This window comes from Shouchella hunanensis, assembly GCF_028735875.1.
In the GTDB taxonomy this organism is placed as follows: Bacteria; Bacillota; Bacilli; order Bacillales; family Bacillaceae_D; genus Shouchella; species Shouchella hunanensis.
In genome coordinates this window covers 2,241,812-2,262,297 of sequence record NZ_CP117834.1, presented here as the reverse complement: position 1 = coordinate 2,262,297, position 20,486 = coordinate 2,241,812, and the positions used below count along the sequence as shown (strand labels likewise).

The 20,486-nt window shown below is 40.4% G+C and carries 21 protein-coding genes; 10 read left to right on the top strand and 11 right to left on the bottom strand.

Annotated features, from left to right (window positions below; translation table 11 throughout):
* Window positions 1-72 precede the first annotated feature (72 nt).
* From PQ477_RS11485 to PQ477_RS11475, 3 genes are read right to left on the bottom strand one after another with little or no spacing between them, the layout of a single operon-like run.
* The gene (locus PQ477_RS11485) at window positions 73-909 is read right to left on the bottom strand and encodes a carbohydrate ABC transporter permease (protein ID WP_035397380.1); all 837 of its coding nucleotides are present in this window, start codon (window positions 907-909) and stop codon (window positions 73-75) included.
* A 13-nt stretch (window positions 910-922) separates the two neighbouring features.
* Window positions 923-1,849 (bottom strand): carbohydrate ABC transporter permease, encoded by a 927-nt coding sequence (locus PQ477_RS11480; RefSeq protein ID WP_035397382.1) that lies wholly within the window; start codon window positions 1,847-1,849, stop codon window positions 923-925.
* Between the two features lie 11 nt (window positions 1,850-1,860).
* Window positions 1,861-3,171, bottom strand: coding sequence for an ABC transporter substrate-binding protein (locus PQ477_RS11475; protein ID WP_246117119.1), 1,311 nt, complete (start codon window positions 3,169-3,171; stop codon window positions 1,861-1,863).
* Between the two features lie 343 nt (window positions 3,172-3,514).
* Here PQ477_RS11475 and PQ477_RS11470 point away from each other — a divergent pair, with 343 nt between their 5' ends.
* Both PQ477_RS11470 and PQ477_RS11465 read left to right on the top strand, forming a co-directional pair.
* The gene (locus PQ477_RS11470) at window positions 3,515-4,957 is read left to right on the top strand and encodes an aminotransferase class I/II-fold pyridoxal phosphate-dependent enzyme (RefSeq protein ID WP_274271884.1); all 1,443 of its coding nucleotides are present in this window, start codon (window positions 3,515-3,517) and stop codon (window positions 4,955-4,957) included.
* Between the two features lie 244 nt (window positions 4,958-5,201).
* Window positions 5,202-5,543, top strand: coding sequence for a nuclear transport factor 2 family protein (locus tag PQ477_RS11465; RefSeq protein WP_274271882.1), 342 nt, complete (start codon window positions 5,202-5,204; stop codon window positions 5,541-5,543).
* An 80-nt stretch (window positions 5,544-5,623) separates the two neighbouring features.
* On the opposite strand, the gene PQ477_RS11460 is transcribed toward PQ477_RS11465, so the two are convergent.
* The 5 genes from PQ477_RS11460 to PQ477_RS11440 all read right to left on the bottom strand — a co-directional run bounded on the left by PQ477_RS11460 (window position 5,624) and on the right by PQ477_RS11440 (window position 10,304).
* Entirely contained in the window at window positions 5,624-6,100 is a 477-nt protein-coding gene (locus PQ477_RS11460; RefSeq protein WP_274271880.1) for a nucleoside deaminase, read from the bottom strand.
* Complete coding sequence (locus tag PQ477_RS11455) at window positions 6,100-7,299, bottom strand: amidohydrolase (protein WP_274271878.1); 1,200 nt, start codon at window positions 7,297-7,299, stop codon at window positions 6,100-6,102. Before PQ477_RS11455 ends, PQ477_RS11460 begins: the two co-directional genes overlap by 1 nt.
* A gap of 79 nt (window positions 7,300-7,378) precedes the next feature.
* The gene (locus PQ477_RS11450) at window positions 7,379-8,275 is read right to left on the bottom strand and encodes a macrolide 2'-phosphotransferase (RefSeq protein WP_274271876.1); all 897 of its coding nucleotides are present in this window, start codon (window positions 8,273-8,275) and stop codon (window positions 7,379-7,381) included.
* Window positions 8,244-9,743: a ribosomal protection-like ABC-F family protein gene (abc-f, locus tag PQ477_RS11445; protein ID WP_274271874.1), complete on the bottom strand. Its 1,500-nt coding sequence runs from the start codon at window positions 9,741-9,743 to the stop codon at window positions 8,244-8,246. Before abc-f ends, PQ477_RS11450 begins: the two co-directional genes overlap by 32 nt.
* A gap of 402 nt (window positions 9,744-10,145) precedes the next feature.
* A complete protein-coding gene (locus PQ477_RS11440; RefSeq protein WP_274271872.1) occupies window positions 10,146-10,304 on the bottom strand; it encodes a hypothetical protein in 159 nt (52 codons plus the stop codon).
* Window positions 10,305-10,495: 191 nt separating this feature from the next.
* On the opposite strand from PQ477_RS11440, the gene PQ477_RS11435 reads away from it, so the two are divergent.
* Both PQ477_RS11435 and PQ477_RS11430 read left to right on the top strand, forming a co-directional pair.
* Window positions 10,496-11,179, top strand: a complete 684-nt coding sequence (locus PQ477_RS11435) for a DUF554 domain-containing protein (protein ID WP_144558081.1) — start codon at window positions 10,496-10,498, stop codon at window positions 11,177-11,179.
* Window positions 11,180-11,397: 218 nt separating this feature from the next.
* A complete protein-coding gene (locus tag PQ477_RS11430) occupies window positions 11,398-12,087 on the top strand; it encodes a hypothetical protein (RefSeq protein WP_035397393.1) in 690 nt (229 codons plus the stop codon).
* A gap of 31 nt (window positions 12,088-12,118) precedes the next feature.
* Here PQ477_RS11430 and PQ477_RS11425 read toward each other — a convergent pair whose 3' ends face one another.
* Window positions 12,119-12,451, bottom strand: coding sequence for a hypothetical protein (locus PQ477_RS11425; protein WP_144558079.1), 333 nt, complete (start codon window positions 12,449-12,451; stop codon window positions 12,119-12,121).
* Between the two features lie 185 nt (window positions 12,452-12,636).
* Between PQ477_RS11425 and PQ477_RS11420 the strand changes: the two genes are divergently transcribed.
* The 6 genes from PQ477_RS11420 (at window position 12,637) to PQ477_RS11395 (ending at window position 18,078) form a co-directional block, all read left to right on the top strand.
* Window positions 12,637-14,544, top strand: a complete 1,908-nt coding sequence (locus tag PQ477_RS11420) for a BglG family transcription antiterminator (RefSeq protein WP_274271869.1) — start codon at window positions 12,637-12,639, stop codon at window positions 14,542-14,544.
* Window positions 14,544-14,975: a PTS sugar transporter subunit IIA gene (locus PQ477_RS11415; RefSeq protein ID WP_187204573.1), complete on the top strand. Its 432-nt coding sequence runs from the start codon at window positions 14,544-14,546 to the stop codon at window positions 14,973-14,975. The genes PQ477_RS11420 and PQ477_RS11415 overlap by 1 nt, the downstream gene beginning before the upstream one ends.
* 15 nt (window positions 14,976-14,990) lie before the next feature.
* Window positions 14,991-15,272, top strand: a complete 282-nt coding sequence (locus tag PQ477_RS11410; protein ID WP_035397400.1) for a PTS sugar transporter subunit IIB — start codon at window positions 14,991-14,993, stop codon at window positions 15,270-15,272.
* A 39-nt stretch (window positions 15,273-15,311) separates the two neighbouring features.
* A complete protein-coding gene (gene ulaA / locus PQ477_RS11405; protein WP_274271868.1) occupies window positions 15,312-16,595 on the top strand; it encodes a PTS ascorbate transporter subunit IIC in 1,284 nt (427 codons plus the stop codon).
* Between the two features lie 4 nt (window positions 16,596-16,599).
* Window positions 16,600-17,340 (top strand): SIS domain-containing protein, encoded by a 741-nt coding sequence (locus PQ477_RS11400; RefSeq protein ID WP_060704992.1) that lies wholly within the window; start codon window positions 16,600-16,602, stop codon window positions 17,338-17,340.
* Window positions 17,341-17,625: 285 nt separating this feature from the next.
* A complete protein-coding gene (locus PQ477_RS11395) occupies window positions 17,626-18,078 on the top strand; it encodes an Rrf2 family transcriptional regulator (RefSeq protein ID WP_144558074.1) in 453 nt (150 codons plus the stop codon).
* Here PQ477_RS11395 and PQ477_RS11390 read toward each other — a convergent pair.
* Together PQ477_RS11390 and PQ477_RS11385 are read right to left on the bottom strand one after the other, a co-directional pair.
* The gene (locus PQ477_RS11390) at window positions 18,075-18,686 is read right to left on the bottom strand and encodes a class D sortase (RefSeq protein ID WP_246117118.1); all 612 of its coding nucleotides are present in this window, start codon (window positions 18,684-18,686) and stop codon (window positions 18,075-18,077) included. The genes PQ477_RS11395 and PQ477_RS11390 overlap by 4 nt on opposite strands.
* 50 nt (window positions 18,687-18,736) lie before the next feature.
* Entirely contained in the window at window positions 18,737-20,437 is a 1,701-nt protein-coding gene (locus PQ477_RS11385; protein WP_144558072.1) for a glycoside hydrolase family protein, read from the bottom strand.
* Between the last annotated feature and the right edge of the window lie 49 nt (window positions 20,438-20,486).

The following is a 20,486-nucleotide window of genomic DNA, read 5'->3' as shown; positions in this document are numbered from 1 at the left end:
TAGAAGACACGATAAAACGTGAAAACATAGGAGGGAGCCTATTACATTGGGCATTCGTCTTTTGTTTTTTCGCTATCCTTTTATTCCTGTAAAAGTGATACCGTTAATAAACGTTTTTTGCATAAAGAAGAAGAGGACGATAATGGGTAATGTCATCATGGTAGATACAGCCATCATTAGATGCCATTGAGATCCTTGCTGGTTTTGGAATTGTTGTAATCCTAATGAAAGCGTGTAAGACGCTTCTTCTGTTAAGTAAATGAGCGGCCCAAGAAAATCTGTCCACGAGGCCATGAATTGAAACAACGCAATGGCTAGAATGGCTGGCTTTGCTAAAGGGAACATAATCTGCCAGTAAATCCGCCATTCACTTGCTCCATCAATCTTTGCTGCTTCCCTTAATGTATCTGGCAATCCTTTAAAAAACTGACGTAAAAGGAAAATAGAGAACGGAACCCCAAAGAATGCTGGTACAATGAGAGGTAAATTCGTTCCAACCCAACCAAACTGATTAAAAAGTAAAAACAACGGTATCATCGTTACTTGAGCCGGTATCATCATTACGGCAATCGTAATGGCAAACATCATGTTCCGTCCACGCCATCGTAACTTGGCGAAACTATAAGCAACGATTGGGCAAGAAATGACAACTCCTAAAGTGCTTAATCCTGTGATCACTGCGGTGTTATACGTGTACGTCCAAAATGGTATGTATTGAGTCGCTTCAATATAATTTTCCCATTGAAAAGGACGAGGAATAAACTCTGGCGGAAAACTAAACACTTGCGTTATTGGTTTAAACGATGTCGACACCATCCAAATAAACGGAACGAGAAAGATGATAGACGCGATGATCAAGACAGTATGTGCATAAATTTTTTTGAAACGCTTCTTAGCAGTTGCTTCCACTTCTCATTCCTCCTCAATCACCTTGATAGTGAACCCATTTTTTTGAACTCCAGAAAACAAGACTCGTTAGTACTAGAATAATGAGAAACAAAATCCACGCCATTGCCGAGGCATAGCCCATTCTAAAATAACTAAACGCATTATCGTACAAATACATGACGTAAAAGGTTAATGAATCAGCCGGTGTTCCTGTTCCATTCGTCATGGCATAAGGCAACGTGAACTGTTGGAAAGCACCGATAAAACCCATTACTAAGTTAAAAAAGATAACCGGTGTTAATAAAGGCAACGTAATTTTAAAGGTCTTTTGTAAGAATGTTGCGCCATCTACTTCGGCTGCTTCGTAATATTCTTGAGAGATATCACTTAATCCAGCTAAATAAATGATTACCGCTTGCCCAATTCCCCAAAGCGACATTAAAATGAGGGCTGGTTTTGACCAGAACGTACTTCCTAGCCACGGTGGTCCTTGAATGCCGACAAAATCAAGCATCGCATTGACTAACCCAAACTGAGGGTTTAAGAGCCACACCCATAAAATCGCTAAAGCCACATGTGGTACAAGGGTCGGTAAGAAAAAGATCGTGCGATAGACCGCCATTCCCTTTACCTTCATGTTCAGCACCATTGCAAGAGCAACACCGAAGATGATACTAAGTGGTACAAAAAAGACAGCAAAATATATGGTGTTATAAATGGAAATCCAAAATAAATCATCTTGAAACAGCTCACGGTAATTAGCTAATCCTATGAATTCACCACTTTGAAGAATACTGAAGTCTGTAAAGCTGTAATACATAGACGAAAGCAACGGGTAACCAAAAAAGAGTAGTAGCCCGATTACCCAAGGCATCGCAAACAACCAGCCTGTAAGGTTTTCGTTTGACCGTCGTTTATTCACTCTAACTTTAGGTGGTTTATTCGTTTCAAGTTGCGCCATATGAACCCCTCCTATTCCTCAGCCTCTGCTTGGTTTACCCTTTTCTGAACACGCTCTAAAAGCTCTTGTGGCTCTCCTCTTCCATGAATGGCATACTCTACCGCTCTGTCTAATTCATTCCACAATAATTGGCCACTAGGAATAGGTGGTCGTGCATTTGAGCTCGGTAAAATATCAATAAATTCAGTCATTATTGGATCATCATGATACAAATCTTCGTTCACTTTATCAATCACAGACATTTGATTATTGATTTCACTGTAGGTCATTTGCCCCTCGTAACTACCAAAGTACTTCATGAACTCCCACGCTTCTTCAGCATGATGGGCACCTTTTGGAATAATGACAGATGTCCCACCTGACCATGTAGCGAAATCATCTCCAGTTGGTGTTGGTATCGGTGTGACACCATAATTCAGATCCGGTTTATATTGCTGAATCGTTGATATGGAAAACGGGCCATCGACTTTCATACTATAAATTCCTTGAATAAAAGGATCCATTTCATTACTTCCTTGAGCCGTATCAAAACTCGTTACAGTTGCTGCGTCGTATTGATCTGCGATGGAAACGAGCCATTCCAGTGCCTCCACATTTTTAGGATGATCAATGGTTAACGTATTCGTTTCCATATCATAGAAATCACCACCAAAAGTCCAAGCCCACGTATACAACCAACCTTGAGCTGTCCACGGAACCATTCCTAATTCCTCAACTCGCCCGTCCTCTATCGTAGACAGCTTTTCGATAGCCTCTTCCAATTCTTCTATTGTCGTAGGTGGGTTTTCTGGATCAAGTCCGACTTCCTGAAAGCGGTCTTTATTATAAAATAGTAGACGTGAATCCGTCGTAATGGGCATGGCATAAATGTCATCGTCATAAGTCGTTTCATCGACAGCATAGTCGTAATACAAGTTCATATCGTATTGATCTTGTTCAATAAACGGTGTAAGTGGTTCTAGTGAGTTTTCTGCTGCATATTGGGCAACTTTAAAACGGTCAAAGTGAGCAAGGTCGGGTGGATTCCCTCCTGCAATGGCAGTAAGTAAGCGTTGGTCATCCCCTTCTGTTGAAGCACTATAGATTTCTTGCACAAAAATATCATCTTGACTCTCGTTAAAATCGGATACAACTTGGCGAATAGCCTCAAGCCCTCTACCAGTGTGATTGTGCCAATAGGTAACAGTCGTTTTTCCTTCAATCGTAATCGTTTCTTCAATTGCATCGGATTCTTCTGCTGAACATCCCGCTAACACCATAACAACAACAACACTTGTCAAACTAGGAAAAACCCAATGTCCTCTTCCTCTTATGACTGACAAAACTTGTACCCCCTTCTTATGAGTAAGCGTTTTCATTTACTTAAAAACACTTTTTTCGCTTCTTTATGTCACTGTAAGAATCGTGCCTGTATCACTTTATTTATTATTAGGGTACCACGCTCAAGTTTAGGATTATACGCTAAAAATGCCTAATAATTTCGATTATTTGTCATGGATTCAAACCTGCACTTATCTATTTTCCAACAAATCTTTATCCATAAGGCCGTATTCTTTGTTCGTCTAGCACGCATATTCGTCTGTTTTTGTCACCCTTACCATACTCCCGCTTATACATAATAGAGAAAGTCACTGCCACTTTATACAAATAAAGGACGTGAGCACCTTGGGTAAAAAAAATTACCCTACTAACCAGTTCGCAGCAACATTTCTCGCTCAAAACCGAACTCATTTTAACACACCAGGTCACCGTAAGATGGGAACCGAATCTACATTTAGAAAATTAGCCAAAAGCCACTTGTTAGAACTTGATATGATTGACGTTAACGTATTAGAATCATCCGTTTTAAACGATGTCACAAGCGAGATGGCAAAAGCCTATAAAGCGGATCGCAGCATTTTATCTACTCAAGGGACGAGCACCGCTATTATGGCTATGATTCTGGCAACATGCAACGATGGCGGAAGAATGATTGTTCCGCGGAATGTACACCGCTCCGTGATAGCCGGAATCATTCTCGCCGGGGCTGAGCCTCTCTTTCTTGAAACTGAATTTGATAACGACCTTGGTATATCCAATCATTATTCAGCGAAATCCCTCCTACATGCTGTCAATCAGTATACAAACATTCAAGCTATCCTGCTAATAAACCCCACCTATTTCGGTGTTTGTACAGATTTAAAAACAATTGTATCCATTGCTCACGAAAAACGTATACCTGTCATTGTAGACGAGGCACACGGAGCCCATTTGCCTTTCCATCCTCAGTTACCTATTAGCGCAATGGAAGCAGGTGCTGACCTAGCAGCAACAAGCCTGCACAAGCTTGGTGGCTCAATGAACCAAACGTCCATTCTTCTATATCGAGAAGGGCTGGTTGACTTTAGTAGAGTTCAACATGCGATGAACTATTTATTGTCTACTTCGCGTCCTTTTCAACTCATTGCTTCCCTTGATTCAACTCGCTATCAGCTAGAACGACAGGGAAGGCTGCAGCTTCAAAAAACATTAGCACTTGCTGATGACTTTCGTTCAAAAGTAAATACACTAACAGGTATTTCGTGCCCAACTAAAAAAGAACTACTTCATTCAGGTGCCTCATTTGATCTTGATCGGTCAAAAGTCATCATAAAAATTGATACACTCCCTCTCTCTGGCTACCAATTAAAGGACCTGTTAGAAAAAGAATATACTATCCTACTTGAACTAGCTGACACTCGCTACGCTTTAGCTGTATTCACAATCGGCACAAAGAAAAAAGACGCAAAGAAACTATATACTGCGCTAAAAAAACTAGTCGCTCGCTATCAAGAAACGCAACCATCGACTCACCCTGTGGTACAACCACCAGCACCAATAATGAGCATGACACCAAGAAAAGCCAGCTTCTCACCGCAACAACTTATCCCTCTGACAGCTAGTCTCGGTAAAATTAATACAGAATTCGTTATTTCTTATCCCCCAGGAATACCGATTCTCATTCCAGGTGAAAGAATTACTCAACAGCACATGGACTTTATTCTAAATCAACGCAATAGCGGTGCTACTTTCGTTGGTTCACAACATCCAAAGCTAGAAGAACTAACGGTTATTGAAGAGAAGACGTAACGCCATTTCTGCTTTCATTTAAATCTGTGCATCTCAGGCGCATGGGCTTATTCTATGTGCATGTGAGGCTCTACCGTTTTTATTGGTAGAGTTCTTTTTTTCGTATTTGACTACATTCAACTGACACCTTAGATGTTTAATGATGTACGATAATTCTATACACGATAGAATGCGTTTCCCCGTGATTGTTTTCACGTCACTTTTCATCATTATCAGAGCTGGTTATAAAGGAGGTTAGACGTATATGGAGCTTAAAACGCATCTCAAACGATTAGAGGAATTACATTTAAGTGGAGCCGTCCGGAAATCGGGTGAAGCCCTTGGTCATGTCCTAGCAGATGATTTTTTTGAATTCGGAAGTTCAGGGAGGGTCTTCACTCGACAAGATTTCGTCGATGGCGCAAGCCCCCACACGTTAACTTTGCATGATTGGACCATGCATCCACTTGGTGGTCAAGCGGTTCTTACTACTTATCGAGTGAAAAACCATAGCTTAAACAGAGAAACGCTAAGAAGTTCGATTTGGACACACGACGGAACGGAGTGGAAGCTTTATTTTCACCAAGGGACACGAGTGAGCGAATAGACGAAGTAGGCAAGAGAATAACACTTCTCCCTCTACCCGTATCGTCAAAAAAAGCGCAGGTTGGTGAACCTGCGCTTTTTCTATCGTGTATGCTTTTGGACGTGTAAACGTTTCACTTCGCCTGCTAATTCTTCGTCAGGTCCATCAACAGAAATTGTTTTGACTACATCCTTTATCCCTAACGGGTACAAATTGCCCGGTGCCAATCCCATCTCCTTTTTCCACTCACGCAATTGCTTTGATGAGCTTGCATAAACAATTCTGCCTAGCCCTACTAGACCGTGAGCAGCTGCACACATTGGGCAATGTTCACCGGACGTGTAGACAGTTGTAGTCTTCCGTTCTTCGGTTGTTAAGTGAGCAGCAGCCCACCTCGCGATTGCGAATTCAGGATGTTGCGTTTGATCACCGCCAGAGACATGATTATAATCTTCAACTAGTATGTCACCATTTGCTGAAACGAGTATAGATCCGAACGGTTCGTCTCCATTCTTTAGCGCTTTCTTTGCCAATTCAATACATTGAATTAAGTAGGCTTTATCTTCACTCGTAATCATTATACATCCTCCTTTTGATAAACAAGCGCTCCTTTAAAAAAGCTAGCGTTCACATCATTTTGTCTGGCAACAAATTCTGCTGTAGACGAGCTGTCAACAAGAATAAACGAGGCGTCCATTCCTTCTTTAAGCCACGGCTGACCTTCTTCTATCAAAAGAGGCTGACCTGTAATGAGTTCTAACGCGTGTGTTAACGTATCCTGCTTCGTTAAACGAAACATCTCAGCATAACGATTAAGCTTTTCAGTTACCTTCCCTGTTCCAAAAGGAGACCAAGAATCGTAAACATTGTCACAGCCAATTCTTACATGTACACCATACGAACGTAATTCTTCTAAAGGCGGGATAACACCTGTTATGGGAACACTTGATACAACTGAAATACCAGTCTCCGCTAAATCCGTAAAGATCTCAGCTCTTTCTTCTTCAACAAAGTCGTTCAACCCAAATGCATGGCTAATCGCCACCTTACCTTGCCAACCGCTTTGCTTTGTGTAATCAAGGAGCGTCTTGACTGTTTTTCGCCCATGCTCCCCACGGTCATGAACGTGAATGTCAATGGGAACATGAAACATTGTAGCAAGCTCAAAGGTTTTAGAAAGCGACTTCTCAACATCACCATCAAGAGAAGATGGGTCTACTCCCCCAATCAGATCAACACCGGCTAGAAGAGCTTGCTTCACTTCTTCATAGGCATCTGAACGCAGCATACCGTGCTGGGGGAACGCTACTAGTTCATAGTCAAGTTTCCCTTTATAATTGCGTAACACGTCTTGTATTTCTTCTAAATATCGTTGTCCAACTTTAGGGTGAACGTCAATATGCGATCGAAAGAACGTAACGCCATTTGCCAATTCAAGATTAATTAAATTGCGTGCACGTTCTTTTAACGAGAGGTCTAACTGATCGAGTTCGTTTATTTCCTGCGTAAAACGCTCTACAATCGAATTCGCTGGCGTAATTGGTTGCCATGGCACACCAAGCTTACTTTTGTCTAAATGACAATGCATCTCCTGTAAACTTGGTAATAGCAACTGTCCGTTCCCATTAAAGCCATCTCTTTTTCCTGATGGCTGAATCTCCGCTACTTTACCGGCTTCCACTTTTATATCAAACGATAGGGTTTTGCTTCCATAAATAAAGTCACCTTCTGTTTCGAACCCTGTTTCCATACGCACATTCCGAATCCACTCACCCATATCCTTCACCTCAATGTTCTTATTCTGCTTCTACTTTACCCCGCTCATTAACAGTCAGTAAAGCAATTTGATCCGGCTATCATCCATCAGATGAAAGCATCGTTTTCGCCATTTCCACCATATCGTTTAAGCCTGATGACAACGCAAATTCAGCGACAAGCACCGGCGACGCAGCACGAAGTTCAATAATATGCTGTTTCATCCCTTGCCACACACGTCCGCCTCCCTGCTCATACGTGACAAGTAATTGATCCAACCCTTCTTCTCCAAAGAGTTGATAATGGGCAGCGAAATCATCGGACACGTCGCCAACAGATACTTCCGTCCAGTCGATTATACCGGTCACTTCTAATTCCTTGTTTAGCAAAATGTGTCCCGGATGCAAATCTCCATGCTTCACACCTGAAAAAGTCGGCCAAATCGTATCATTTTCTAGCCACGCTTGCCAGCGCGCCCACAGTTTTGGGTGAATATCAAAATGGTTTTTTACATTGTTCATTCGTTTTTCCATATGAGATTGAAGTGATACTCCATTTAGTATGTCAACACCTGTTAGCGCCATTTGATCGCTTGGAACATTGTGTAGATCCGCCATCACCTTACCTAAAGATTGAAGATAGGAATAGGGCACTTTTGTTTCATCAAAGGTCCATACGTACGCTTGCTTTTCCATATCAATCGTCGCTGCTGGCGTACCATTTAGCTCTTTATAGGCAATCAATTCTTTTGAAAAAATAGTCCACTGAGGCACTTGAAAGCTTACTTGTTTGTTAAGAATCATTAAAGCGGCTTGTTCTTTTTTACCATGTTTTAAAGAGTCCTCCCTACAAGGAATGCGTAAAATCCACTTTTCACCTGTCGAGTCCTTTGCGTGCGCTACACGAAAATCAAGCCCAGATTCGTTCACTTTTATTGAGTTCTCTTCTAGTTGTAATTGATAACGTCTAGCTAATTGTATGATTTCTGCTGGATTCATTCTTTCCATCTCCCTTTAGTAGTTTGCGATTTTCAATTGTATAGAGAACGTCCGCTACTTCTTGTAGAAACGTTCGATCATGACTAACAAGAATAACCGTTCCTTTGTATGCTTTTATACACTTCTCTAATGCTTTAATGCTCTGTACATCAAGAAAAGTTGTTGGCTCATCTAATACAAGAACATTCCATGCACCTAAGAAAAGATGGCAAAGCTGTAGTCGGATAGACTCCCCTCCACTCAAGTCACTCACATTTTTCTTCACATCGTTCCCAACAAAGCCCATTGCAGCTAATGCAGAGCGAATCTGTCCCTCTTCCTGTTCGCTATTCTGCTTCATCGACTCTAAAATAGATATCTTTTCTTTCCGTTGAAAATTAAATTGCTGATAAGAGCCAAACCGAACATTCGGTGAAACCGTTATCCCTTCATTTCGATTTACGATCGATTGTAGCAACGTCGTTTTTCCTGAGCCATTCTTGCCTGTAATTGCAATGGTTTTACCTAAAGGAAATTGAAAGCGGGCGTCTTCTATTAACACACGGTCTTGTTTTTTTACGGTTAATTGATTGGCAAAGATCGGCACTTTATTGTGGATTTGTAAATACGCTGGCTGGTGAAACACAATCGGCCTTTCACTCTCGACGGCATCTACTTCTGGGAGTTGCTGAGCACGTTGTTCGAGTGCCTTCGCTGCGCGTTGAATAGACTTTTCACTTGTTCCTTTTGATTTTGTCATAAACATGCGATTCGCTGTCGCTTTTGTTTCTTTCTTTGACATCGACCGATTCCCACTCGTTAGATGTCTGGCTTTTTTCTTTTTCTCTTCAGCGGCAGCTAAGAGCCGCTTTTTTTCCGTTTTTATCCGTTCATGCTGCTCTTGTTGAACCTTTTGTTCCATCCTTTTTTGCGCTTCATAAGCAGAATAATTCCCACTGTACTCTTTTACTTGACCGTCTTTCAACTCCCAAATCGTCGTCACGAGCTGATCTAATACATACCGATCGTGACTAACGATCACAAGCGCCCCATAATAATGGCGAAGTTCTTCAACGAGAAAATCTACTCCCTTTTCATCGAGGTGAGTTGTTGGTTCATCTAATAGCATGCCCTCTTGATAGGTACTAAACAGCTGTGCTAATTTGAGACGTGTTTGTTCACCTCCACTCATGTCTGCTTGACTACGATTGGGAACCTCAAGCCTACTAATCCATTCACCCTCCACTTTTTCTTTTTCATAGGCTTCTTTTTGAGCGAAATAAGCAAAGTGAATATGCCGATGAATATGACCTCTATTTGACTGAACGCGCCCCTCTAGCACGTTTAAAAGCGTACTTTTTCCGCTTCCATTTTCCCCAACAATGCCAATTCGATCAAATTGGTAGATAGGCAAGCGATCTATTTCCAAAATAAGTTGATCTCCATGCGTTACATGGACACCGCTAAGTTCTACTACTAATTGTTCCATTTTTACACGTCCTTTTTATGATGAGATAAAAGGCGTATCATCATAAAAAACCACAGACAAACGGCGTCTGTGGTTGCGGGTAAACGAGGGTAGAACAAAGACAGGTCTCCCTTTTTCGCAAAAAAAAGAAAGACAGCCTAATCTGCCTTTCTCCCCGTTTTATATAACCGGTGAAGGTTGTTAAAAATGTGCAGACTACTCCCGTTTACCCTGTTTATGAAAACAGAGCCTTTGAACATATAGAATTACTGTTTGTTCAAAGTTTGCTGGCGTAATCTTGCTGGTAACATTCTTAACATTCCTCCTATCAGTAAAGTTAGTGTTACTATAAAGGAGATAACCCTATGACGTCAAGAAAAACTTCTCCAGTTGTTAAACGGCTAGATATTCCTTATTCTGTCATTAATTATCGCATTGCTGTATAAAATTCAGTTCATTCTGCTCTCTTGCCTTCGCAGTCACCCATTGAAGGAATACCCGCTCTTTCTCGTTAACCTTCCGACCAAGCTTCTCTTCAAAATCAATAATTAACCCATACATGTTATGATCCATTGATTTCATAGGTCCTCCTGCAAACACCTTTTCTTTATCTTATGTATATACACCGGTAATTGCAAGAGAATTTAGATAATAGATCCGAATTTTATTCATTTTATTTATTTTGTTCATAAAGTTCACATTGACTTTACATTGAGTTGTATTAGTATACTAGTAAAAAAAACGATTTCGAAACAAAGAAAGAAGGCTTTTCTATGATTGGTACGTTTGTAAATGTAGCAACGATTCTTATTGGTAGTTTCATTGGAACTACGTTAAAGAAGGGGTTATCTGATCGATTTCACACGATTCTTCTTCAAGGGATGGGGCTCGCCGTAATTGGCCTTGGCATCGGTGCCCTTACGACGAATTTACCAAACAGCACATACCCTGTCTTGTTTATTATTAGTATGGCACTTGGTGGCATTATCGGGGAGTGGATTCGCTTTGAAGAACGGTTTCGAAGCGCCTTATCTTTTATACTTAGAGGACAAGCAAATGAAGGGGTAACGACTGCTATTCTCCTTTTCTGTGTCGGTACACTATCCATTGTTGGCCCAATAGAAGCTGCTTTAAATGGTCAATATACGTATCTATATTCTAATGCGATACTCGACGGCTTTACCTCCATTGTACTTGCAGCGACGTTCGGATTTAGCATTGCTTTTTCTGCTTTTGTTTTGCTTCTTTGGCAAGGAAGTATTTACTTTTTAGCTAGTTTTGCATCCCTATTCTTCACACCTGAATTACTTACAGAGATTTCAATTATTGGTGGGCTGCTAATACTTAGCACAGGACTAAACATTCTCGGCATTTCTTCCTTTAAAACGTTGAATTTAGTACCAGCTTTACTAATTCCCATTCTTTTTTTCGCCCTAAAAATGGGTATGGTCTACTAGATTTCCCAAAAAATCGACAATGATCATCGACAATTAAGAGCATTTGTAACAGGCGTTTCCTGTATCCGCATGTTACAAGTGCTCCTTTATTCCATGCTACAAATCCCATTATAACGGCTTAATGACCGTTATATTTCCCAATATCATTTACGCTTATTTACGTTGGTTGCCGGGTAACTCTCTTCATGTACAACAAAATTCTGAAGGGAGTTTTCATTATGAAAACCTGGTTTTACAGTCTTACGACCTCACTTCTATTTATCTTACTTGTGGCTGGAGGAAGTTCTTATGCATACGCATCGACAGACGCCGCAAAAATTCACGCTACTCCACCAGAGAATGTGTACTATGAAGAATTAAACGGGCTGTTCATTGAGTTACCTTATGAGGCGGATCACGTAAGTGTTGAAAAAGAAAACGAAACACTCTTTATTAGGGATCTCACAACCAATGATCTTTTGGAACAAATTACTATACGAAATACCGTCCAAGCAGCAGATGATCATCCGCTTTTACCTCCACCGATAACGGTACCACCGACTGAAGAATTTATGGAGATGTTCTCGACAAGGGAATACAACGGGCTTGAAGTTGTTTTAAATGTACGGTTTGTCGTCACAAAAAATGCAGAAGGTATTTATGAAGAAGTTGTCGACATTCGAGATGCATGGTGGACAACCGGAAGCGGACCACATACATTAGAGGATTCAAATACAGATATTCTCCACGGTGATTTCCCAGTAAGAGAGTTTACTGTAACAGGACAAACAACCATCGTTACTCAAATTGATGCTAGTGCGCGTGCTGGCTTTGAAGCGGCTGGTTTTAGCGTCGGAGTTGATGTATCAGGAACCTATTATGCTCGAATGACCGTTCGAGACACAATGGAGTTTGATTTATTTTCATAATGAATAGACCGCTCTTTCAGTAGAGCGGTTTTTATAATACAAGATAAACAAGCTTAATGATGAAGTAGGTTACTAGGATAGCGCCAATCCCTTCAAGTACTCGTCTCATTTTAGATTTTTTCGCTAAATGTTTCTGTATCTTCCTCTCCTTTTCAATCTGTTTATCTTCTGATTGCAACAACCACATCACTATCGTTACGATATAACTAGCTAGAAGCGTAATCGTAAGGTGGCGAATGCTAGGGAAACCATTGTCCATAGCAACATTTGCTAAGATAATACCCGTTACTACCGCAAAAGGTAAGAGTACAAACGTTTTCACCAATACTTTTTTGCGGAGCTTTTCCTCTTCTAAAAAATCCAACTGACACCATTCCCTTCCTCTTTATTCCTCTATCTTCCTATTCCCTTTTATTTACATCAAAAACCGCTATAATGCTTTTAAAAGAGTCTTTTACCTACTCTGTCAGCCAGTTGCCACATATGTGCTATTTTTCAGTCTTTGGAAGAATCTCATTAAACGCTACTATAGAGACAAGGGTGATGCCTATGTTGACCTCTAGACAAAAAACGATTTTGCTTAAATTACTTGAAAGCGATCACTTTGTCACTATTGAATTCTTAGCCAAATGGTTAAATATTAGTAGTCGAACCATTCGCTATGACTTAGATGCGATCGATACCAGCTTAGAACCCATTCAGGTGACAACGACAAGAATGCCTGGAAAAGGCGTTCGATTAAGGGTTGGGGACGACAAACGCCCTTACCTGTTCGAGCTTATTGAAGGAAAGCAAGAAAGTACAGACAAGCATACTCAAAGACTAATGATGAGTCTGTTCGTCACAATTAAAGGAACGTTTACAATTCAAGAGCTTGCCGATCAATTCTTTTTAAGTCGCTCAAGTGTCCACAAATACTTGGTTGATGTGGAAGAATGGCTTGACAACTTTGATTTGCAACTTGTCAAACAAGCATGGAAAGGATTACAAGTCATTGGTACTGAACGAAGCTTGCGATTTGCATGTTACCAGATGCTCGGTGATAAACGAGCCGATTTGGATCGAATTGAGGACTGGTTAGATGTAAATGAACGTGAGATGGAGCTCATGAAAACGTGGCTTTCGCTTGTGCAAACAGAGCGAGGTGTACATTATAGTGAATCCTCCATCGATGTCTTCTCGCTTTTCTTATTTTGGTGGAAAAGACAAATCGCCGCCAAAAGCTATGTATTTGTACCAAAAGAACACCGGCATAAGCGCCATTTTCATTTAGGTGTGATTGGCTCGTTTATTAAAGATCATGTAGAAGACGAGCGTTCCGTTTTACACGAATCCGCCTTCCTTGACGATTTATTTGACCAAGCTAAAGTCGTCTCGTATCAAAAAGGAACGTCGCATTTCAAAAAAAACAGCCGAGAGAGTCAGTTCTGCGAGCATTTATTGTCTCAACTATCGACCGTTCTGCATACAAACTTTCTTGCAGATGAAAAACTAACGAATGATTTAACACACCACATCAAAGCTGCATTTATGCGAATGTCACAAGGTGTGGAAATTGAAAATCCCTATACCGAAGAAATTAAAGTTCGGTATCGCGCCATTTATGAAATGGTTTTTCAATTAACGTACAATATGGGGATTCATCTATTAGCAAGCGAAGTCGCCTATATTACGATGCACATTAGCGCCGCTTACGAGCGTAGCAAAAGCCGTGACTTTTTACCAACCGTTATGGTCGTCTGTTCATCTGGACTTGCAGCATCGTCCATCTTAACAACAAAGCTAGAGCAAATTGAACCTGGATTTCACATTATTCATGTTGTCCGTACTCAAGATCTTGAGCAGGTACTCCAAGAAACGAGTCCTGATTTTATCTTGACGACTCAGGAAATTTCAATTCCACACTGGCATCAGACGAAACGTTTTCATGTCAGTCCATTACTCAGTGATCAAGATAAGCGATTGATTCAACACGAGGCCCATAAAATTGTGAATCGAAAACAATTAGCTTCTTTCAATGAAGTCTACGGGAACGCATCATTAGTGGAACCCTCTTTGTTTGATGAAAAAATACACACGATTAAGACAAGAGATTGGCGAGATGCAATAGCACATGCGTCCGAACCACTTCTCGCAGCAGGCTATATTGAACAAAGCTATATTCAAGAAATGATTATGTCTGTAGAACGAAATGGAACCTATATGGTTTTCCTTCCGAAAGTGGCTTTTGTTCATGCAAGCCCCGAGTATGTAAAAAAAGAAGGCATTAGTTTAACAATACTAGAAAACGAGATTGAATTTGGAGACCTTAATCCTGAACAAGTCACGATGATTATCGTCCTAGCTATGAAGGAAGCGCATAACCAAGATTTTATACAGCTCTTTCACTATCTAGAAAATGAAACATCTCGCACACAGCTGTTACAAAAATGGATTGGAAGAAAGGACGCGACATGATGACTACATGGATACGAAAAGAACATGTTGCCGTTAACGTAAAAGCAAGCAACTGGGAAGAAGCCATTCGAGCGTCTGGGTCTTTGCTTTTAGAAACAGGCGCCATTACGCAAGAGTATATTGCTCAAATGATTCATTCTGTAAAAGAAAATGGCCCCTACATTGTAATCGGTCCTGGTATTGCAATGGCACATGCTAGGCCAAGTAAAGCTGTACATGAAGATGCGATATCACTGGCAATACTTGACGAGGCTGTATCATTTGGAAGCGAACAAAACGACCCTGTTGATCTTGTGTTCTCGTTTTCTGCAACTGGAACAGAAGCACATTTGAAGCTTATTGAACAGCTTTCAAGCGTACTCATTAACGAAGAAAAAGTCGAACAACTGCGCCATGCTCAAACAAAAGAAGACATTTTTAACTTAATGTAAAGGAGAGATACAAGAATGGCTAAAGTAAAAATTATGACAGTATGTGGTTTCGGGCTCGGATCTTCTATGGTTTTGAAAATGAACTTAGATGGGGTATTAAAAGACCTCGGCATTCAAGCGGATGTATTTACAGGTGATGTTGGCTCTGCCCAAAGCACTCCAGCAGATTATATTTTCACAAGTAAAGAATTAGGCGAAAAACTGCAGAAAACAGTCAATAAGCCAGTTATTATTATCAATAGCTTTGTTAACAAAGCAGAAATCAAAGAAAAAGTTGAGGCGGAACTTCAGGCATAATGCCTAAGTTCCTTCTATCTATAAAAAGGGGGGTTCTTTATGCAAACAGTAATGGATTTTCTTATTGAAGTTATTCGTGAACCAGCTATCTTCTTAGGTCTCATCGCTCTCACAGGTCTGCTGCTGCTTCGAAAAGATTTTTCTTCAGTTGTTTCAGGTACTGCGAAAACAGTCATTGGCGTTGTTATTCTTACTCAAGGTACGAATATTTTAATGAACTCCATTGCACCATTAACAGAAGGCTTTAACGTCATGTACAACATTGATAATCCGGAGGTTGCACCTGCTCTAGGTGCCGATACCATTCTGAGTCAATATGGTACACAAATTGGTCTTGCCATGTTAATTGCCTTTCTTATTAATTTAGTCGTTGCACGCTTTACACCTATTAAGCACGTTTTCTTAACAGGGCATATGCTGTTTTGGTTCCCTTTTATCTTTGTTGCAGTCGGTATTGAAAACGATTTATCAAATACGCAACTCGTTCTTTTTGCTTCTATTTTAACAGCTCTTTATATTATTATTGCTCCAGCATTGTTACGACCTTTCGTTCGAAAAGTAACCCAGTCAGATGATTTTATTATTGGGCATCCAACAACCATACTTTCTTTAATTGCAGGGATGGTTGGGAAACTTTTTGGGACAAAAGGAAAATCGTCTGAAGATATTAAATTTCCGAGTTCAACGGAATTTCTTCGTGAAATCAGCATCACCTCTTCCATTGTGATGTTCTTTGTTTACATTGTGGTTAGCATGATTATTGGTTTTGATACGGCTTCAACAGCTTTTGGTGTAGAACAAAACTTGATCATTTATAGCGTCATGCAAGGGATTCTTTTCGGGGCTGGGTTAACCGTTCTATTGCTTGGTGTAAGAATGATGCTTGCTGAAATCATTCCAGCCTTTCAAGGGATTTCACAAAAATGGATACCAAATGCTGTACCAGCACTAGACGCACCTATTTTATTCCCTTATGCACCTAATGCTGTCTTAATTGGATTTGTTGTTTCGATGGTTACATCGGTTGCAACCATTTTTATTACAGGTAGTATGGGGGTCTTCTCTTTTGTTATCGTTCCTTTAACGATTACGTGTTTCTTTGAAATTGGAACTGCCGCCATTATTGCCAACGGACAAGGTGGATTAAGAGGTGCCATTGCTGGTTCTGCTGTAGCTGGTGTTGTTATGATCTTGCTTGTCGGTCTGTCTGTCCCTATTTTGAGTGGAACAGCCGCAGATTGGATTGTCATTTTCGGTGGAAACGACTTTTCACTCTGGAGTTTCTTAGGTGATCTGATTGCACGTCTTTTTCCAGGAGGATAACGAAATGTCTTATATGAAACAGTTTTACCAATCGATTGAGCAAATCCTTACACGGATTTCACAAGAACAAGAATCCACTCTTGAACAAGCAGCAACACTTATGGAGGAGGCAGTCGAAAATGGTCGCTCTCTCTATATCTTTGGCGCTTCCCACGCAGGCATTGTGGCTGAAGATGCGTTTTACCGCGCAGGAGGGCTTGCACTCTTTAACCCGCTCTTCAGTCCTGCATTAATGCTAAATGTCGAACCCATTACACTTACTTCTAAATTGGAACGACTTGAAGGGTTTGGGCAAATTATTCTTGATTCAAAGCCTGTTCAACAAGGCGATGTTGTCTTTATTCATTCTGTATCCGGTCGAAACCCTGTGGCAATTGATCTAGCTATAGAAGCGAAAGCACGGGGAATGAACGTTATTTCGTTGACGAACCTCACCTATTCAATGGGCGTTACTTCTCGTCACTCTTCTGGGAAACGGTTATTTGAAGTGAGTGATCTTGTGATTGATAATTATGGAGAACCTGGAGATGCAGCAGTCTCCATTCAGTCTCTCTCACAGAAAGTGGCTCCAACTTCGACGATTTCTGGAAGCTTTGTTATTCATTCCATCGTACTCAAATTTATTGAGAAGCTTGAAGCGAAGGGAAAAGAGATCCCCATTTTCCGCAGCGCAAACATCGATGGTGGAGATAGCTATAACGAACAGATGATGACAAACTATAAAAACCAAATTCACTATATGTAATGAAGCAGCAGCTCCTTAAAAGGGGGCTGTTTTTTAGATTCTTTACAACCATTCATCGCTTCCCCTCATTAATAGACTAAATATTTCCCAACCTGTCCTCACATTGATCAGTAAACTCTACCAAACCCTTGTCACTCTAACCTTTTTCACTCTCTTCTGTTTCACCAGCTCTAAATGTGTATGCCACATACAAGTTTTTTGCAATGTGTTAAGATGCTACATTGTTAATAGAAACAGAATTTTAAAAAGAGAGAAAAAACACAAACAAAGAAAAGAGGGAGAGCCATGCAATTGACCATTTTCACCGATACATCTTTACGTACGCTCATGTACCTAGGGATAAAAGAGAATGAAATTATTACATTAAATGAGATTTCTAGCGTCTATGACGTCTCTATTAATCATCTTAAAAAAATTGCGTGGGAATTAAACAAGTCAGGCTATATTGATTCGGTAAACGGAAGAAACGGTGGGTATAAACTAGCGCAAGCTCCGGAGTATATACAAATCGGAAACATCATTCGAAAATATGAAAACTTGGAGCTTGTTACGTGCATGAAAAAAGACGGTTTTTGCGCTTTAGAACCCGCCTGTAAATTAAAACGAGCGCTTCAAGAAGCGCTCGATGCCTACCTGAATGTGCTTGATCAATACACGCTTTCTGATTTGTTAACAAATCAAGATGAGCTAGTAGAAGCGTTATTCAGCGACTATAGGACAAAGACCTTTCAACATTAATCAATAGGATAAGCATAGATAACGAATCGTTCCGGGGCGTGGTTGATGAAGTCAAAGGGGTAGCATGTTGTAACTACCAATACTTCTTCACCCATCTCCCGAATGACCGTTCGATCATCGGCATCTACGATATCAGTTTCCTCGATTTTATACCGGAATGAACCATATTCCATATGCATAATAAATAGATCACCTATCTCTAATTGACCGAAATCGCGAAAGACCGTATCTCTGTGCCCAGATAAAAGTATTTGTTCATTGCCACCTGGTAAAACAGAATCACGATAATGACCAACCCCACGCTGCAACTCTTCTGGATTCGTCCCTTCTACAATAGGAAGCTGTCGATTTAAAGACTCAATCTCTAAAATAGCGAAAGACTCACCTTGATTGATGTCTATCGATTGGAAGGACTCCCTTGCTTGCTCGCTACTTGGCGAGAGAAATGATCGCTGCTGTGGTTCATCTTTATTTGTCATCGTCAAGTTCGATGGATCTAATAAATGATCATTTCCCAAATCAACAAATAGTCGCTCTTGAGCTTCTGCCAATGATTGATTTTGCATAGACTTCGTCTGATAGTGATCATACCCAAACCAAACCAGCAAACAGATGCCAACTACCATTAAGCTATTGCCTATGATTCTCCACGCTTTAATTACGAAACCCCCCTTTCTTTATAGCCAGAGCGATTTTTCAAGAGCTTGTAATAGGCTACATACCCTGACAAATAATGCTCGGTATCATCAATCCGTGAACGAAATGAGTGATGACGAATATAGAAGCTACCTAAAATCCTGCTCGGCTTCTTGAAGTACATGGCTACCTCTGGATAGAAGAAGCCATTTCTTTGATATTCTGCTCGGATGTGAAATGTTTCTTCTAATCGCTGAATCTCTTTTTGGGTAAGCAATCCTTCCAATCCATGCGCCCTTAATCGTGATACCATATTCCACCCGGCTAACGTAAGTTCAAGAAACGTAGGATACGTTGTTTCTCTTTTCTTAATGAAGTTTAGCTTTTTCAAAACGTTATGTAAGCCAAACTCGAAATACTCTTTACGTGGTCGATACTTAGTTAGCTCATTGGTACAATAGCTCAACCAGTGATCATGATGCTTCCAATATTTTTTTTCGATAAAATAACGAAAGGCGAGCTCAACTGCATCGATCCATCTTGATTGTGGATCCTGTTCGTAAAGACGCATTAGTGCAAATGCCGCTTCCCCGTCGTAATAAATAATTCTAAAATCTTCTTTCACCTGTAGATCTTCGGGGTACAAAACATGATTAAAACTGCCATCACGTTTTTGCATCTGTACTATACCTTCCCCTAATAAACGAGTTATCTCTACATACTGATTTTGTTTAAAAACTTCCTGAAATTTTGTTAATGCCAATATAGCAGCCGCATTTGCGCCAAGCTTAATTTCTTTATTTTCTCCGACGCCGTCGATCATATAAGCAACTCGAACGGATTGAATGGTATAGTTACGTGTACAGTGATTGACGAGATAATGTAGCCCTCTTTTTATAGCTTTCTCCAAAACGTCATCGGGGTAAAGCTCGTAAGCCTCTAACATGGAATACAACGTACTCGCATGTCTTAGCACATTATAGAACTGAATTTCCTTATCAAAACAAGAAAAATACCCATATACAAATGCCCCTGTATCTTTTACTTGGTTTGCTAGAAAAGTGGCGCTTTCTCGTACCAAACGTTCTACTTCATCTATTGTTAACGGGGTCTTTCTCCGTCCATTATCTAAATTTGTGTTGTGCGTAGGGAATAGGCGATTTTCCTCAAAAAAGAATCCACGTGTAGTAAACGTTCGAATCTTATCGATCCTACTAAGATCAAGCTTAGGCATTAAAGGACGATGACTCTTAGCATACTCTTTTAAATTCTTTTCTTGGATAAAACCTCTTCCTGTATGCTTATCAATTTGCACTATGGCGTTTCCGTTTATCTCCTGCTCTAAAAAAGCAAACCGATACTGTTTGTCGAAAGAAATTCCTTTTCGATAATAGTTTTTCTTTGTTTCTGTTATGATCTTCACGAATTCATTTACGCTATGGCTTTCTTCATTTTCAACAATATCCAATTTCACCCAATCATAGTGACTTTCTTTATAATGCTGAAGCGCTTGTCTCTTAACAACTCGCCATGCTTTTAATGGAAGCGTCTCACTAGCCTGGAAAACATCTGCCCTGCGCTTTGGACTTCCAATCGATAGAAAAAGAATGACTCGTGTTGTGTTTTTCAGAAAACCTAAATGCCCTTCTTTTTGAAGAGTCTCATAAAAAAGATCTAGCTTTTTTTCTAATGAGTCTGCTAATTTCGATTGCGATGTTTCCATGTACATTCCTCCTAATTAATAGGTTAGGGGGGAGAAGATTCTCCCCTCT